The sequence below is a fragment of the Verrucosispora sioxanthis genome, from assembly GCF_010560025.1.
Taxonomy (GTDB): Bacteria; Actinomycetota; Actinomycetes; order Mycobacteriales; family Micromonosporaceae; genus Micromonospora; species Micromonospora palythoicola.
On sequence record NZ_SAIY01000006.1, the window covers coordinates 284,172 to 299,990 of the forward strand.

Consider the following 15,819-nt stretch of genomic DNA (forward strand, 5'->3'; position numbering starts at 1 on the left):
CCAGGAGATGGGAGGTTGCGAGTACCGCGTCGGCTGGAGGCGGCGCGGCACACGCCTGCTCCGGATTCGCAACGACCTGGGCAGGCCCGGCATTTCCGGGTCGGCCCTACCAGCCGGTCGTCGCGGTTACTCCTGCGTACAACCGCCTAGCGGACCGGTCCATGCCCCGGCAAACCGTGACCGCCGTCACGACAAACACCCACAAACGGATGAACGGACCGGATGGGCGGATGCCTCCGCACCCGCACAGACGACGGCGGCCCGGTGGCATCCGCCACCGGGCCGCCGTCGCTTCGGCTGACGAACCTACTCGTCCGCGCCCGCAGCGGCCGTCCTGCCGCCGAGGTCGGCCGGTACGGCGTCCGGCACCTCCACCGGGCGGTCGGACCCCTTGAAGACGAGCTTGGACTTGTCGATGTCGTTCGGGTCGCCCTCGCAGTCCACCAACACGATCTGACCCGGGGTCAGCTCGTTGAACAGGATCCGCTCGGACAGGTTGTCCTCGATGTCGCGCTGGATGGTGCGACGCAGCGGACGTGCCCCCAGCACCGGGTCGAAGCCCTTCGCCGCGAGGTACTTCTTGGCGTTGTCGGTCAACTCCAGGCCCATGTCCTTGTTCCGCAACTGGGTCTCGATGCGGGAGATCATGATGTCGACGATCGACAGGATCTCGGTCTGACGCAGCTGGTGGAAGACGATGGTGTCGTCGATCCGGTTCAGGAACTCGGGCCGGAAGTGCTGCTTGAGCTCGTCGTTGACCTTCTGCTTCATCCGGTCGTAGTTGGACTCCGAGTCCTCCGACGCCTGGAAGCCCAGGGAGACCGCCTTCGCGACGTCCCGGGTGCCCAGGTTGGTGGTCAGGATGATGACCGTGTTCTTGAAGTCAACGATCCGACCCTGACCATCGGTGAGCCGACCGTCCTCCAGGATCTGCAGGAGCGTGTTGAACACGTCCGGGTGGGCCTTCTCGATCTCGTCGAAGAGCACCACGCTGAACGGCCGACGCCGCACCTTCTCGGTCAGCTGCCCACCCTCGTCGTAGCCGACGTAGCCGGGCGGGGCACCCACCAGCCGGGAGACCGTGTACCGGTCGTGGAACTCGGACATGTCCAGCTGGATCAGGGCGTCCTCGCTGCCGAACAGGAACTCCGCGAGTGCCTTGGACAGCTCGGTCTTACCCACGCCGGACGGGCCGGCGAAGATGAACGAGCCCGACGGACGCTTCGGGTCCTTCAGGCCGGCCCGGGTACGCCGGATCGCCTTCGAGACCGCCTTGACCGCGTCCTCCTGGCCGATGACGCGCTTGTGCAGCTCGTCCTCCATGCGCAGCAGGCGAGAGGTCTCCTCCTCGGTCAGCTTGTAGACCGGGATGCCCGTCCAGTTGCCCAGCACCTCGGCGATCTGCTCGTCGTCGACCTCGCTGACGACGTCCAGGTCACCGGCCTTCCACTCCTTCTCCCGCTGCGCCTTCTGGCCCAGCAGCTGCTTCTCCTTGTCCCGCAGCTGCGCGGCGCGCTCGAAGTCCTGCGCGTCGATCGCGGACTCCTTGTCGCGGCGCACCTGCGCGATCCGCTCGTCGAAGTCACGCAGGTCCGGCGGCGCGGTCATCCGACGGATCCGCATCCGGGCACCGGCCTCGTCGATGAGGTCGATCGCCTTGTCCGGCAGGAAGCGGTCGGAGATGTACCGGTCGGCCAGCGTCGCCGCGGCCACCAGCGCCGCGTCGGTGATCGACACACGGTGGTGCGCCTCGTACCGGTCCCGCAGACCCTTCAGGATCTCGATGGTGTGCGCCAGCGACGGCTCACCGACCTGGATCGGCTGGAAGCGCCGCTCCAACGCGGCGTCCTTCTCCAGGTGCTTGCGGTACTCGTCGAGCGTGGTCGCGCCGATGGTCTGCAGCTCGCCACGGGCCAGCATCGGCTTGAGGATGCTCGCCGCGTCTATCGCGCCCTCGGCGGCACCCGCGCCGACCAGGGTGTGGATCTCGTCGATGAACAGGATGATGTCGCCCCGGGTGCGGATCTCCTTGAGCACCTTCTTCAGGCGCTCCTCGAAGTCACCGCGGTAGCGGGAACCGGCCACCAGCGCACCCAGGTCGAGCGTGTAGAGCTGCTTGTCCTTCAGCGTCTCGGGCACCTCGCCCTTGATGATCTTCTGGGACAGGCCCTCCACCACGGCGGTCTTACCGACACCGGGCTCACCGATCAGGACCGGGTTGTTCTTCGTCCGGCGGGAGAGCACCTGCATCACCCGCTCGATCTCCTTCTCCCGCCCGATGACCGGGTCGAGCTTGCCCTCCCGGGCCGCCTGGGTCAGGTTCCGGCCGAACTGGTCCAGCACCAGGCTGGTCGACGGCGCGGCCTCGCCCGGCGCGGTACCCGCCGCGGCAGGCTCCTTGCCCTGGTAGCCGGAGAGCAGCTGGATCACCTGCTGGCGGACCCGGTTCAGGTCGGCACCGAGCTTGACCAGCACCTGGGCGGCGACGCCCTCGCCCTCACGGATCAGCCCGAGCAGGATGTGCTCCGTGCCGATGTAGTTGTGGCCGAGCTGCAGCGCCTCGCGCAGCGACAGCTCCAGCACCTTCTTGGCCCGCGGCGTGAACGGGATGTGCCCGCTCGGCGCCTGCTGACCCTGGCCGATGATCTCCTCCACCTGCTGGCGGACGCCCTCCAGGGAGATCCCGAGGCTCTCCAGGGCCTTGGCCGCGACGCCCTCACCCTCGTGGATCAGGCCCAACAGGATGTGTTCCGTACCGATGTAGTTGTGGTTGAGCATCCGGGCCTCTTCCTGGGCCAGGACGACAACCCGTCGCGCTCGGTCGGTGAACCGCTCGAACATGCCCTCGTGCTCCTCACGTGCCGTGCGCACTCGATCTTGGTGGTCAAGACTCTCGGCGGGGCCGGATACGCGAGCGCCCGGGACGGGCGTCCGCGCCTCATTACTCTATCGCCGCGAGCCGACTCGGCTGACCTCGTGTGTCTGCGTCGTAGGCCCGGTACGCGTCGTTTTGCACAACCATCCACGCTCAACGGGTGTTCCGGGCATGGTCTGTGTACGCGCAGAGCGAAATTCGGCCCGGTCGCCGGGACCGCCGGGAACGCCGCACGGGGGCGCCCCGACCGGGGACGGCATCATCCACAGGTTGTGGACAAGACATCCACCGGCTGTGGACAACGCGCGGCATGCCCCGATTAGTCCCGCCGACGCCGACGCCGGCCCGGAGAGCTTCTCCGGACCGGCGTCATGGCCGCTCGTGGTGCCTGGTCTCAGTGACCGGCCTTCGAGTGGTATTCGTCGACGATCTCCTGCGGGATCCGGCCCCGGTCCGAGATGTCCTTGCCGGCCTTGCGCGCCCAGGCCCGAATGGCCTTGTTCTGCTCACGGTCGGCGGTGGCACCACCGCGACCACGGGCGGCCCGACCACCGACGACCACACCGCCGCGACCGACCTTCGTGCCGTGGGCGATGTACGGGGCGAATACCTCGCGCAATTTCTCTGCGTTCGAACCTGACAGGTCGATCTCGTACTGAACACCGTCGAGCGCGAACTTGACGGTCTCGTCCGCGTCCCCGCCGTCCAGGTCATCGACCAGCTTGTGAATGATCTGCTTGGCCACGCCACATTCCTTTCGAGCAGGGTTGCTCCTGCCAACTGCACAAGCACAATAACCCGCCAGATGCTTGTCGCGTCAATAGGATGCGGTAACGAGGCGGTAAGTTCTCGTACGACTACTCAGGGCGGACCAACGGGAAGAGGATGGTTTCCCGAATTCCCAGGCCGGTCAGCGCCATCAGGAGCCGGTCGATTCCCATTCCCATGCCACCGGCCGGCGGCATTCCGTACTCCATCGCCCGGAGAAAGTCCTCGTCCAGTCGCATCGCCTCGTCGTCGCCCCGGGCGGCCAGTTGGGCCTGAGCCACCAGCCGTTCCCGCTGCACCACCGGGTCGACCAGCTCGGAGTACGCGGTCCCCAGCTCGAACCCGAGCACGTACAGGTCCCACTTCTCGGCCAGGCCCGGCTCGCTGCGGTGCGCCCGGGTCAGCGGGCTCGTCTCCTCCGGGTAGTCCCGCACGAAGGTCGGCGCCTCAAGGCCGGGTACGACAAGTTCCTCGAACAGCTCCTCGGCCAGTTTGCCCGGCCCCCACTTCGGGTCGACGGCCAGGCCCACCTTGTCGGCGTACTCGACCAGGCGCGCCTGCTCGGTGTGGACCGTGACCTCCTCGCCCAGCGCCTCGGAAAGCACACCGAAGAGGGTGACCGAACGCCACTCACCGCCGAGGTCGAACTCCCGACCGTCGGCGTGGGTGACCACCGTCGATCCGGAGACCGCGATCGCCGCCCGCTGGACGAGATTACGGGTCAACTCGGCCATCGTGTCGTAGTCGCCGTACGCCTCGTACGCCTCCAGCATGGCGAACTCGGGCGAGTGCGAAGAGTCGATGCCCTCATTACGGAAGTTGCGGTTGATCTCGAAGACCCGCTCGACGCCGCCGACGACAGCGCGCTTCAAAAACAGTTCCGGCGCGATTCGGAGATACAGATCCGTGTTGAGCGCATTGCTGTGGGTCACGAAAGGACGGGCCGCCGCACCCCCGTGCAGCAACTGCAACATCGGGGTCTCGACCTCAAGGTAACCCTCGCCGTGCAGCGAATCGCGCAGACTCCGCAACGCCGTCGCCCGGGTACGGACCATCTGCCGCGCCTGCGGACGGACGACCAGGTCGACGTAGCGCTGCCGGACCCGGGCTTCCTCGCTGAGCGGCTTGTGCGCCACCGGCAGCGGGCGCAACGCCTTGGCGGTGACCGCCCACTCCTCGGCCAGCACCGACAACTCACCCCGGCGGCTGGTGATCACCTCACCGGTGACCCCGACGTGGTCACCCAGGTCCACCAGGCGCTTCCAGGCTTCCAGCCGATCCGCGCCGACCCGGTCCAGCGACAGCATCGCCTGCAGTTCGGTGCCGTCACCATCGCGCAGGGTGGCGAAGCAGAGCTTGCCGGTGTTCCGCACGAAGATCACCCGGCCGGTGACCGAGACCCGGTCGCCGGTGGCGGTGTCCGTCGGCAGCTCCCGGTAACGCTCGCGCAGTTGGCTCAGGGTGCTGGTACGCGGGTAGCCGACCGGATAGGGCTGCACACCGTCGGCGAGCATCCGGTCCCGCTTCTCCCGGCGGACCTTCATCTGCTCGGGAAGGTCGTCGGCGGGGTCGACTGGCACGGGGCTCTGTTGGGTCACGGCACGCTTCCTCGGCGGGAGAATTCGGGCGGGGTCAGGCCCGAGCGTACTCAAACGCCCCGGCGACCGTTACTGGATAGCCTGCCGGTCATGACCGACCCCACCCAGGCCCTCTCCTTCGGCACCGCCGCCGCCGACTACGACCGCTACCGTCCCCGCTATCCACAGGCGGCGCTGCGGTGGGCGCTCGACGGCATCGACGCCCCCGCGCGGCTTGTCGATCTGGCTGCCGGTACCGGCATCCTGGCCCGTGGACTGCTCGCCCTGGGGCACCGGGTGACCGCCGTCGAGCCCGACCCCGGCATGCGGACCCACCTGACGTCGGTCGGCTCCGACGTGCGCGCGCTGGCCGGTAGCGCCGAGGCGATGCCGCTGCCCGGCGGGTTCGCCGACGCCGTCCTCACCGGCCAGGCGTACCACTGGTTCGACCGGCCACGGGCACACGCGGAGATCGCCCGGGTACTGCGCCCCGGCGGGGTCTTCGCGCCGCTGTGGAACCTGCGGGACGACTCGTGCGGCTGGGTGGTCGAGCTGAGCCGGATCGCCGAGATCGGCGACACCGTCGAACACCTACGGCAGAGCGTGACCGACTTCGGCGACTTGTTCACCGCCCCCGAGTGGGCCGAATTCACCCACGCCACCACGCTGACCCCCGACGAGCTGCTCGGCCTGGTCCGCACCCGCTCCCACTACCTCACCGCCACCCCCGCCCGCCGAGCCGAGGTCGACCACCAGGTCCGCACCCTCCTACACACCCACCCCGACCTGGCCGACCAGCAGGCCATCACCCTCCCGTACACCACCCTCGTAGCCCGCGCCCGAAGAACCTGAACACCGACGCACGGACCCAACTCCGCAACCGCAACAGGCGCGACAAGCCCTGCCACCTCAGACCCACCGCCCCACCGGGACGGATGACGCTGCCCCACCGAGGGTTTCCGGGCAGCCCGACCGGCGCAGGGATCAAGCCTGACCGCCCGGAGCCGGTCGGGCTGCCCGGAAACCCCACCGCAAGACCAGAAAAGTCAGACGTTCCGCTCGTACACCATGCGCAACCCGATCAGCGTGATCATGGGCTCGTGATGCGTGATCGTCCGACACTCGTTGAGCACCAGCGACGCCAGCCCACCGGTCGCGATCACCGCCTTCAGCTCGCCCAGCTCGGCGGCCATCCGCTCGACGATCCGGTCCACCTGACCGGCGAAGCCGAAGTAGAGGCCCGCCTGGAGGCACTCGACGGTGTTCTTGCCGATCACCGAGCGGGGCCGGGTCGCCTCGACCTTGCGCAGCTGGGCGGCGCGGGCGGCGAGCGCGTCGAAGGAGATCTCGATGCCCGGGGCGAACGCGCCACCGAGGAACTCTCCTCGTCCACTGATCACGTCGAAGTTCGTGGTGGTGCCGAAGTCGACGACGATCGAGGGCCCACCGTAGAGGGTGTACGCGGCCAGCGTGTTCACCACCCGGTCCGCGCCGACCTCCTTCGGGTTGTCGATGGCCAGCTGCACCCCGGTACGCACCCCGGGCTCGACGATGACGCTCGGCAGTTCCCCGTAGTAGCGGGTCAGCATGGTCCGCAGCGAGCGCAGGGCGGCCGGGACCGTCGAGCAGGCGGCCACGCCGGTGATCTCGACGGCGTCGCCGGCGAGCAGTCCCCGGAACATCAGACCCAGCTCGTCGGCGGTCGAACGGGCGTCGGTCTTGATCCGCCAGGAGTGCACCAGCTTGTCGCCGTCGAAGGTCGCCAGCACGGTGTTGGTGTTCCCGATGTCGATGCAGAGCAGCACGCACGCAGCCTAGACGGGTTCACTCCGTGCGCAGGTCCAGGGCGATGTCCAGGATCGGTGAGGAGTGGGTGAGCGCGCCGACGGAGAGGTAGTCGACGCCGGTGGCGCCCACCGCCGCGGCGTCGGTGAGGGTCAGCCCGCCGGTCGCCTCCAGCTCGGCCCGATCGCCCACGGCGGCCACCACCTCGGCGAGCACCGCCGGAGGCATGTTGTCCAGCAGCAGGAAGTCGGCTCCGGCCTCGACCGCCTCCACGGCCTCGGCGAGGGTGTCCACCTCCACCTGCACCGGTACGTCCGGGAACGCCTCCCGGACCCGCCGGTACGCGGCGGCGACACCGCCCGCCGCGAACTTGTGGTTGTCCTTGACCATGGCCACGTCGTGCAGGCCCATCCGCTTGTTCGTGCCCCCGCCGGCCCGGACCGCGTACTTCTCCAGGGCGCGCAACCCCGGGGTGGTCTTGCGGGTGTCCAGCACCATCGCCTTGCTGCCGGCCAACGCGTCCGCCCAGGCCCGGGTGTGGGTGGCCACCCCGGACATCCGGCAGAGCAGGTTGAGGGCGGTCCGTTCGGCGGTGAGCAGCACCCGGGTCGGGCCGGTCACCGTGGCCAGCACGTCTCCCCGGGCCACCCGCTCGCCGTCGTGGGCCACCAGCGAGACCTCGACGGTACGCCCGATCCCGATCGCCTCGGCGGCCGACTCGAACACGGCGGCGGCGACGGCCAGCCCGGCCACCACGCCGTCGGCGCGGGCCACCACGTCGGCGGTGTCGGTCTGTGCCGCCGGGATGGTGGCGGTACTTGTCACGTCGAGCCCGTCCGGGCCGAGGTCCTCGACCAGCGCGTTCTCGATGATCCGGCGTACCTGGTCCGGGTCCAGCCCGGCCGCGCGCAGCAGCCGCTCCGTCTCGCTGGTCATCGCGTCTCCTCCCACCGGGTGGTCAACCGTCCCGCTCCACCGACGGCACCGACCAGGTGGCCGTGCCACCGCTCGTCGGCCACCGGGAAGTCCTCCCGCCAGTGGCAGCCCCGGGTCTCCTGGCGGGCGTACGCCGCGGCGACAAGTGTGGCGGCCACCGTGAGCAGGTTCGTCGCCTCCCAGTCGGCGGTGCGCGGGGTGCCGCGAGCGACGCCCAGCTCGACCAGTTCGGCGGCGGTGGCGGTGAGCGTCGCGGCCGAGCGGAGGACTCCGGCGCCCCTGGTCATCGCCCGTTGCAACACCGGTGTCGTCTCGGCCGGCAGCACCCAGCCGCCCGCACCCCGCCACGCCCCGGTGTCCGCCGGGCGGGCCTGCTCGGGCAGGCCGGACGCGATGTCGTCGGCGATCCGCCGGGAGAAGACCAGCCCCTCCAGCAGCGAGTTGCTGGCCAGCCGGTTCGCGCCGTGCACGCCCGTGCAGGCGACCTCGCCGCAGGCGTACAGACCGGGGATCGAGGTCCGGCCGCGCAGGTCGGTGCGCACCCCGCCGGAGGCGTAGTGCGCGGCCGGCGCCACCGGGATCAGGTCGGTTCCCGGGTCGACCCCGATGGCCAGGCACGACGCGACGATTGTGGGGAACCGGCGGGCCAGGAACTCACCGCCGAGGTGACGGGCGTCGAGGTGGACGTGGTCGGCACCGGTGGCCAGCAGCACCCGGTGGATCCCCTTGGCGACCACGTCCCGGGGGGCCAGCTCGGCCAGTTCGTGCTGGCCGAGCATGAAGCGTTTGCCGTCGGTGTCCACCAGGTACGCGCCCTCGCCCCGCAGCGCCTCGGAGACCAGCGGCTGCTGGGCGTGCCCGGCGCCGGGCACCCGGGAGTGCTCCGGCACGATCAGCGCGGTCGGGTGGAACTGCACGAACTCCACGTCGGTGACCGCCGCACCGGCCCGCATGGCCAGGGCGACCCCGTCGCCGGTGGAGACCCCCGGGTTCGTGGTGGCCGCGAAGATCTGCCCCATGCCGCCGGTGGCCAGCACCACCGCGCGGGCCAGCAGCGCGCCGACACCGTCCTCACTGCCCTCGCCGAGCACGTGCAGGGTGATCCCGCACGCCGCACCGAGCCCACCCGGACCGTCGCCGGGGGCCCGGAGCAGATCCAGCACCAACGCGTGCTCGACGAGCCTGATCCACGGGTCGCGGCGTACCGCCGCGTGTAGCGCCCGCTGCACCTCGGCGCCCGTCGCGTCGCCGCCCGCGTGCACGATGCGGTCGGCCCGGTGCCCGCCCTCGCGGGTGAGCATCAACGACCCGTCGGCGTTGCGGTCGAACTCGGCACCGAGACGCATCAGTTCCCGCAGCCGGGTCGGCCCCTCCTCCACGAGTACGCGGACCGCGGCCGGGTCGCACAGACCGACGCCGGCGATCTCGGTGTCGGAGGCGTGCATGGCCGGGGTGTCGGTCGGGTCGAGGACCGCGGCGATGCCGCCCTGCGCCCACCTGGTCGATCCCTCGTCGATGTCGACCTTGGTGACCACAGTGACGTGTAGTCCCGCCTCACGCAGATGCAATGCGGCGGTCAGCCCGGCCACCCCGGAGCCGACCACGATCACGTCGGTGGTCTCCACCCAGCCGGGCGCCGGGGCGGCCAGTCGGGTCGGCAACGCCGGCAGGCCGACGGTCGGTAGATCCATGCCCCCAGTCAACCCGAATGCCCTTCGCCTCGGGCGGCGGGGGCGGGACGAGTGGTTCCGGCTACTTCGTCCGCACCGGCAGTGCCGCCGGGCCGGCGTCCTTGAGCGTTCCGGTCACCCGACGGTCGCTGAGCCACAGATAGCAGCGGATCCCCCGGTCGCCGACCCGCCACCGACCGGCGCTGGGCGGCCGCACCACCACGTCGGTACGGAAGATCAGATCGTCGTCGTCCGGCACACCGGCGAAGCGGGCGAGGACCGAGCGGCACCCGGCGTAGAAGGGTGCCCACTGCACACTGCTGGTCGGGTACGGGCGGTCCGGAGCCGACCAGACCCCGGCGAACTCGGCGTCGTGGCGGTCGGTGCACGCCACCGGCACCAGGGTCTGCACCACCCCGCCCCCGCCGGTACGCGTCTGCTGGCAGCTGAGCCGCAGCGCCGACGCCGTACGGAGCGCGTCGCGCAGCGAGCCGGTACGCAACACGACCTTGGCACCGGCCTCCACCGTGCTGACCTCCATCAGGTCACAGCGGTACCAACGCGACCCGGCGGCCCAGCCCGGCCCGGACGGCACCGCGACCGCCAACCGGAGCCGCCCGGCCCGCCAGTTGTCACCGACGTGGCCGTTGGCCCGGTTGTCACACTCGGCGAAGGCGGTCCGCAGCTCGGCGGAACCGGTGGGCGGCGGTTGCTTCCGTGCGGCGGGGAAGGCGCCGACGTGCACCGTCTCCACCCGGTGCGGTGCGGCGCAGTCCACCGGCGCGTACGCCCCGAGCGGCACCACCTCGGCGAAGTCGGCCTCGTGACAGACCCCGACGGCCGGGATGAAGGGCCCGGGCGGCGGCAACGCGGCCCAGTCGTCGACCAGGTCGCCGTCCAGCCCGCCGGTCGACCCACAGCCGGCCAGCAGCGCCGCCACGATGAAGGCCGTGACCAGGGTCCTCGTCGCACGCTGCATGGCGCCGCCTCCCCCAGTCAGCGGCCGTCCCCCGACGGCGCCTCCAGGGTAACCAGAAATGACCTTCCGGTGACAGACCGGAATCGCGGCGCGACGCTCACGGCCGGCACAAAAGGTTCACTTGAGCGGCGAATCCACCAACTACTCGTACGTCTCCCTCGGCGACATGGCCAATGAGCGGTCCCGCTACACCGACAGCGGGTTGGGCACCGGAGCGCCGGCCGTGCCGGGCGCGGCGGTCGACGGGTCGGCGCCGAGGTCGACGACCTTGTTGTCCGCGTCGACGTGCACCACCCGGGGGCGGTACGCGCGGGCCTCGGCATCGTCCATCTGCCCGTACGAGATGAGGATGACCAGGTCGCCCGGCTGGACCAGGCGGGCGGCGGCACCGTTGATGCCGATCACACCGCTGCCCCGCCGGCCCGGGATCACGTACGTCTCCAGGCGGGCGCCGTTCGTGATGTCGACGATCGCCACCTGCTCGCCGGGGAGCAGGTCCGCGGCGTCGAGCAGATCCTCGTCGACGGTCACCGAGCCAACGTAGTGCAGGTCCGCCTGGGTCACCGTGGCCCGGTGGATCTTGGACTTGAGCATCGTGCGGAACATCGGGACGCCTTTCGCGGGGTACGTGTGGTCAGGAAGCCGGGTCGAGCCAGAGCGGAGTGTTGTCGATCAGCCGGGTGTTGCCCACCCAGGCCGCCACGAGCAGCCGGGCGGGGCCACGGACCGGCCCGGGCTCCAGATCCGGATCGGTGAGCACCAGGTAGTCGAGCCGCGCGCCGGATTCGCCGCCCCCGAAGGCGACGTGTGCCGCCGTCAGGACCGCTGCGGCGTCGCCACCGGCCGAGGCGGCCTCGGCACCGGCCCGCAACGCCCGGGACAGGTTCAGCGCCATCGAGCGCTCGGCCGGCGAAAGGTAACGGTTGCGGCTGGAGAGCGCCAGACCGTCCGGTTCCCGGACCGTGGGCACCCCGACCACCTCGACCGGAACGTCCAGGTCCCGACACATCCGCCGGACCAGGGTCAGCTGCTGGTAGTCCTTCTCACCGAAGAAGGTCAGGTCCGCGCGGGTGAGCTGAAGCAGCTTCAGCACCACGGTGAGCACGCCGTGGAAGAACCCCGGCCGGCTGAGCCCCTCCAGATCCTCGCCGAGCGGCCCCGGGTTGACCCGGACCGCCGGCTCGCCGCCGGGGTACATCTCACTCACCGAGGGAGCGAAGACCAGGTCCGCCCCGGCTCGCCGGCACACGTCGAGATCGGCTTCGAGGGTACGCGGGTAGCGGTCGAAGTCCTCGTTCGGCCCGAACTGCAGCGGGTTCACGAAGATCGTCACGATCACATGGTCGGCACGCGCCCGGGCCTCGCGCAGGAGCGTCTCGTGCCCCTCGTGCAGCGCGCCCATGGTCATCACCACCCCCACCGTCCCGGTGCAGGCCGCTCGTGCCTCGGCCAGGTCGGCCCGCGTGTGCACCAGCTCCGTCACGTGCTCCACCCCGCTCGACACCTGTGCTCCGCCGACGGTCACGCCACCACCCCGCTCCGGTAGTCGTCCAGGACGCCGAACAGTGCCGCCGCGTCGACCGGACGCAGCCGGCCGGCCGCGACGGCCCGATCGGCGGTACGCCGCGCCAGCACGAGATAGGGCTCGACCGACTCGGGTGCGGTGCACCGGCGAGCCGCGCCAGGTGCCGCCGCACCGTGCCCGGCATCGCCCCGGGAGGCCAGGCCAGTAAGCGCGTGTCGTCGCCGGGCGCAGCGCGTTCTCCAGCGCGGCACGCAGCAGCAAGGGCGAGCACCTTCTCGAACTGGCCACCCACGGCGTCGCACCAACCGGTCGGCCGCCTCGTTGACCAGTCTGCTGGGTGGTTCGCCGTGCGCCAGCGCCGCGTGGTTACAGCGGTCAGTCAACCTCAGCGATCCACTCCGGCACTTACCGAAGGTCGACCACCAGCCGGGCGGCCGGCGAGGCGCAGGTCGGCGCGGTCACCCGTAGGAGATGCCGGGCAACCGGCCGAGGGTCGTCAGGCGTGCCGGCGAAGATCATCGCGGGGATGCAACGCCAGTGGACGGGCACCGGCCGCGCTGTGGCCGGTGCCAGCACAGCCCAGAGCCGTGTGCCCCCGACGTGTATTGCTTTTTGACCACCTGACCGGGACGCAACGTGCCGTCGGCGGCCAGACCGGCCACCACCACCTCGGCCGGCGCGTCGTCAGTGCGGCGATCAGCAGCAGGTCGCTGGCAGCCCGGGCGACCTCGATGGCCGGGGCGGCGAAACCGTCGGCAGCAGCCAGCAGCGCCAGGCGGGCCCCGCCGGCGAAGGGGAAGCGCCAGATCCCGCTGGCGGCGACCACCCGATGACCCGCGGCGGCCAGCGCAGCGGCGCAGCGCCCACCCGTCCGGCGCCGACGACGCCGACCGTGAGCCGGGCAGGAGTGCCGACCTTGGCCGACGCCAAGGTCGCGGGCCGCCGGTAGGCGGCCGAGTGGGTGCGCAGCCGTGCGCTCATGTCACGATCCAGTCCTCGAGACGGGGTACCGGTCGGGGCAAGTATGCGTCTCTGAAGCGGATCTGAAACAAGGTTGTGTGAAATCGTTCACCGGTGTGAGGAGGGCCCCATGTCGATGTGCTGGCGCGAGGCGATGCGGCATGCCCTCTACGGGCCGGAGGGCTTCTTCGTCTCCGGCGCCGGGCCCGCAGCCCATTTCCGGACCAGCGTGCACGCCTCCCCGGTCTTCACCTCGGCGCTGCTCCGCCTGATCCACCACCTCGACGCCGCCCTGGGCTTCCCCGACCGGTTCGACGTGGTGGATGTGGGGGCTGGGGGTGGCGAACTGCTCAACTCACTCGCCGTGGGGGTTTCCGGGGAGCCCGCCCGCTCCGGGCGGTCAGGCTTGATCCCTGCGCGGGCGGGCTCCCCGGAAACCCTGACCACCACGGCCGCCGTTCGCCCCGGCCCGGGTGGTGTCTCGTCCGGGTCCGTCGATGCGTCGCTGTCCGCGCCGGTTCCGCTGGCTCGGCGGGTACGGTTCACCGCCGTCGAACTCGCCCCGCGCCCAGAGAACCTTCCCGACCAGATCACCTGGACGAACGAGATCCCCACCAGCATCATCGGCCTGCTCCTGGCCACCGAGTGGCTCGACAACATCCCCCTCGACCTCGCCGTCCACACCGACCACAACTGGCACTACCTGCTCGTCGACCCCACCACGGGAGCCGAGACGACAGGCGAACCAGTAAGTCGAGACGACACAACCTGGCTGACGACCTGGTGGCCCACCCCGACCCACCAGCCCCCCGGGGCGCGGACCCGCACGGATGATCCGAACCTCCCCCCGCAGACCCCGACGGACGGGTCGGGCCCGACCACGTCGGGTTTCCGGGCAGCCCGGCCGGCGCAGGGATCAAGCCTGACCCGCCCGGAGCCGGCCGGGCTGCCCGGAAACCCCCACGGACCACACCCCCACGGACCGCACCCCTACGCGCATACCGCCGATGGGGCGGGCGGAGATCGGGCGGACCAGGGACGAGGCGTGGGCGCACGCCGTGGGGTGCGTCGAGCAGGGGCTGGCGTTGGCCGTGGACTACGGCCACCTGCGCGCGGAGCGCCCGTTCGACGGGACGCTTACCGGCTACCGGGCTGGGCGGCAGGTGCCGCCGGTGCCGGACGGCTCCTGCGACGTCACCGCACACGTGGCCATGGACTCGGTCGCCGCCACCGGTGAGCGGGTCGCCCGGTGTGCGTACGTCCTGACGTCACAGCGGGAGGCGTTGCGAGCGCTCGGGGCCGACGGTGGCCGACCGCCGCTGAGCCTGGCCACCAGTGACCCGGCCGGCTACTGCAGGCACTGGCCACCGCGTCGGCGGCGGCCCGAGCTGACCGACCCGGCCGGCCTCGGCGGCCACTGGTGGCTGTGGCAGCCCGTCGGACCACCGGCCGACCGGCTGCCACCCCTCGCGACCCGCACCGACGGTGCTGACGGTCCGCACGGCTGACGGGCGATCACCGCCGGGCCCGGCGGTTCATGGCACGATGGCGGGCATGACCACGGGCGAGCTGCGCGAGCTGACCGTCGGCACCGGCGCCGGGCTGGTGGCGGGCACCGGCGGGGAGCAGCTCGGCGCGGACATGGTGCTGAACATCGGACCGCAGCACCCCTCCACGCACGGTGTGCTGCGGCTCAAGCTGGTGCTCGACGGCGAGCGGGTGCTCGCCGCCGAACCGGTCGTCGGCTACATGCACCGAGGTGCCGAGAAGCTGTTCGAGGTGCGCGACTACCGGCAGATCATCGTGTTGGCCAACCGGCACGACTGGCTGTCGGCGTTCGCCAACGAACTGGGCGTGGTGCTCGCGGTGGAACGGCTGATGGGCATGGAGGTGCCCGAGCGGGCCACCTGGCTACGGATGGCACTGGCCGAGTTGAACCGGGTGCTCAACCACCTGATGTTCCTCGGTTCGTATCCGCTGGAGATCGGGGCGATCACCCCGATGTTCTACGCCTTCCGGGAACGGGAGACGCTCCAGGCGGTGCTGGAGGAGGTCTCCGGCGGACGGATCCACTACATGTTCAACCGGGTCGGCGGTCTGAAGGAGGAGGTGCCGGCCGGCTGGACCGGTCGGGCCCGGGCCGCCATCGGAGAGGTACGCCGCCGGATGCCGGACCTGGACAACCTGATCCGCCGGAACGAGATCTTCCTGGCCCGTACCGTCGGCGTGGGGGTGCTGTCGGCGGCCGAGGCGGCCGCGTTCGGTGCGTCCGGCCCGGTCGCCCGGGCGTCCGGGCTCGATCTGGACCTGCGCCGGGACGAGCCGTACCTGGCCTACGACCAGCTCGACGTGCCGGTGGTGACGAAAACGGCCGGCGACTGTCACGCCCGCTTCGAGATGCTGCTCGACCAGGTGTACACCTCGCTCGACCTGGCGGAGCAGTGCCTGGACCGGGTCGACCGGCTCACCGGTCCGATCAACACCCGGTTGCCGAAGGTGCTCAAGGCACCGGAGGGACACACGTACGCCTGGACGGAGAACCCGCTCGGCATCAACGGGTACTACCTGGTCTCCCGCGGCGAGAAGACGCCGTGGCGGCTCAAGTTGCGCACCGCCTCGTACGCGAACGTGCAGGCCCTGGCCACCCTGCTGCCCGGCTGTCTGGTGCCGGACCTGATCGCCATCCTCGGCTCGATGTTCTTCGTGGTGGGCGACATCGACAAGTGACGGCGCGATCCGGCGCG

At 70.8% G+C, this 15,819-nt stretch carries 11 protein-coding genes and 2 pseudogenes; 3 read left to right on the plus strand and 10 right to left on the minus strand.

The genetic code is table 11. The features are described 5' to 3' along the window. Positions 1-306: 306 nt before the first annotated feature. The 3 genes from ENC19_RS19810 to lysS form a co-directional block, all read right to left on the minus strand. Positions 307-2,841 (minus strand): ATP-dependent Clp protease ATP-binding subunit, encoded by a 2,535-nt coding sequence (locus ENC19_RS19810; protein ID WP_164448681.1) that lies wholly within the window; start codon positions 2,839-2,841, stop codon positions 307-309. Between the two features lie 428 nt (positions 2,842-3,269). After that, positions 3,270-3,620 (minus strand): histone-like nucleoid-structuring protein Lsr2, encoded by a 351-nt coding sequence (locus ENC19_RS19815; protein WP_093409819.1) that lies wholly within the window; start codon positions 3,618-3,620, stop codon positions 3,270-3,272. A 112-nt stretch (positions 3,621-3,732) separates the two neighbouring features. Further along, positions 3,733-5,241, minus strand: coding sequence for a lysine--tRNA ligase (gene lysS, locus ENC19_RS19820; protein WP_164448611.1), 1,509 nt, complete (start codon positions 5,239-5,241; stop codon positions 3,733-3,735). 90 nt (positions 5,242-5,331) lie between these two features. On the opposite strand from lysS, the gene ENC19_RS19825 reads away from it, so the two are divergent. Next, a complete protein-coding gene (locus ENC19_RS19825; RefSeq protein ID WP_164448612.1) occupies positions 5,332-6,072 on the plus strand; it encodes a class I SAM-dependent methyltransferase in 741 nt (246 codons plus the stop codon). Positions 6,073-6,266: 194 nt separating this feature from the next. Here the strand turns inward: ENC19_RS19825 and ENC19_RS19830 are convergent, their stop codons facing one another. The 7 genes and pseudogenes from ENC19_RS19830 to ENC19_RS31910 all read right to left on the minus strand — a co-directional run bounded on the left by ENC19_RS19830 (position 6,267) and on the right by ENC19_RS31910 (position 13,096). Continuing rightward, positions 6,267-7,025: a type III pantothenate kinase gene (locus ENC19_RS19830; RefSeq protein WP_164448613.1), complete on the minus strand. Its 759-nt coding sequence runs from the start codon at positions 7,023-7,025 to the stop codon at positions 6,267-6,269. A gap of 19 nt (positions 7,026-7,044) precedes the next feature. Beyond that, positions 7,045-7,941 (minus strand): carboxylating nicotinate-nucleotide diphosphorylase, encoded by an 897-nt coding sequence (nadC, locus tag ENC19_RS19835; protein ID WP_164448614.1) that lies wholly within the window; start codon positions 7,939-7,941, stop codon positions 7,045-7,047. Further along, the gene (locus ENC19_RS19840) at positions 7,938-9,632 is read right to left on the minus strand and encodes an L-aspartate oxidase (protein ID WP_164448615.1); all 1,695 of its coding nucleotides are present in this window, start codon (positions 9,630-9,632) and stop codon (positions 7,938-7,940) included. Before ENC19_RS19840 ends, nadC begins: the two co-directional genes overlap by 4 nt. Positions 9,633-9,693: 61 nt before the next feature. Further along, positions 9,694-10,590: a septum formation family protein gene (locus tag ENC19_RS19845; RefSeq protein WP_164448616.1), complete on the minus strand. Its 897-nt coding sequence runs from the start codon at positions 10,588-10,590 to the stop codon at positions 9,694-9,696. Positions 10,591-10,776: 186 nt separating this feature from the next. Further along, positions 10,777-11,196, minus strand: a complete 420-nt coding sequence (panD, locus tag ENC19_RS19850) for an aspartate 1-decarboxylase (protein ID WP_164448617.1) — start codon at positions 11,194-11,196, stop codon at positions 10,777-10,779. 28 nt (positions 11,197-11,224) lie between these two features. Then, on the minus strand, positions 11,225-12,073 hold the full coding sequence (panC, locus tag ENC19_RS19855; protein WP_164448682.1) for a pantoate--beta-alanine ligase: 849 nt from the start codon (positions 12,071-12,073) through the stop codon (positions 11,225-11,227). A gap of 38 nt (positions 12,074-12,111) precedes the next feature. Next, a pseudogene (locus ENC19_RS31910) lies at positions 12,112-13,096 on the minus strand (DUF2520 domain-containing protein). Positions 13,097-13,211: 115 nt separating this feature from the next. On the opposite strand from ENC19_RS31910, the pseudogene ENC19_RS29575 reads away from it, so the two are divergent. After that, a pseudogene (locus ENC19_RS29575) lies at positions 13,212-14,583 on the plus strand (SAM-dependent methyltransferase). Between the two features lie 37 nt (positions 14,584-14,620). Next, positions 14,621-15,802 carry an NADH-quinone oxidoreductase subunit D gene (locus ENC19_RS19870; protein WP_208020955.1) on the plus strand — a complete coding sequence of 394 codons (1,182 nt, stop codon included), beginning with the start codon at positions 14,621-14,623 and terminating at the stop codon, positions 15,800-15,802. Positions 15,803-15,819: the final 17 nt, after the last annotated feature.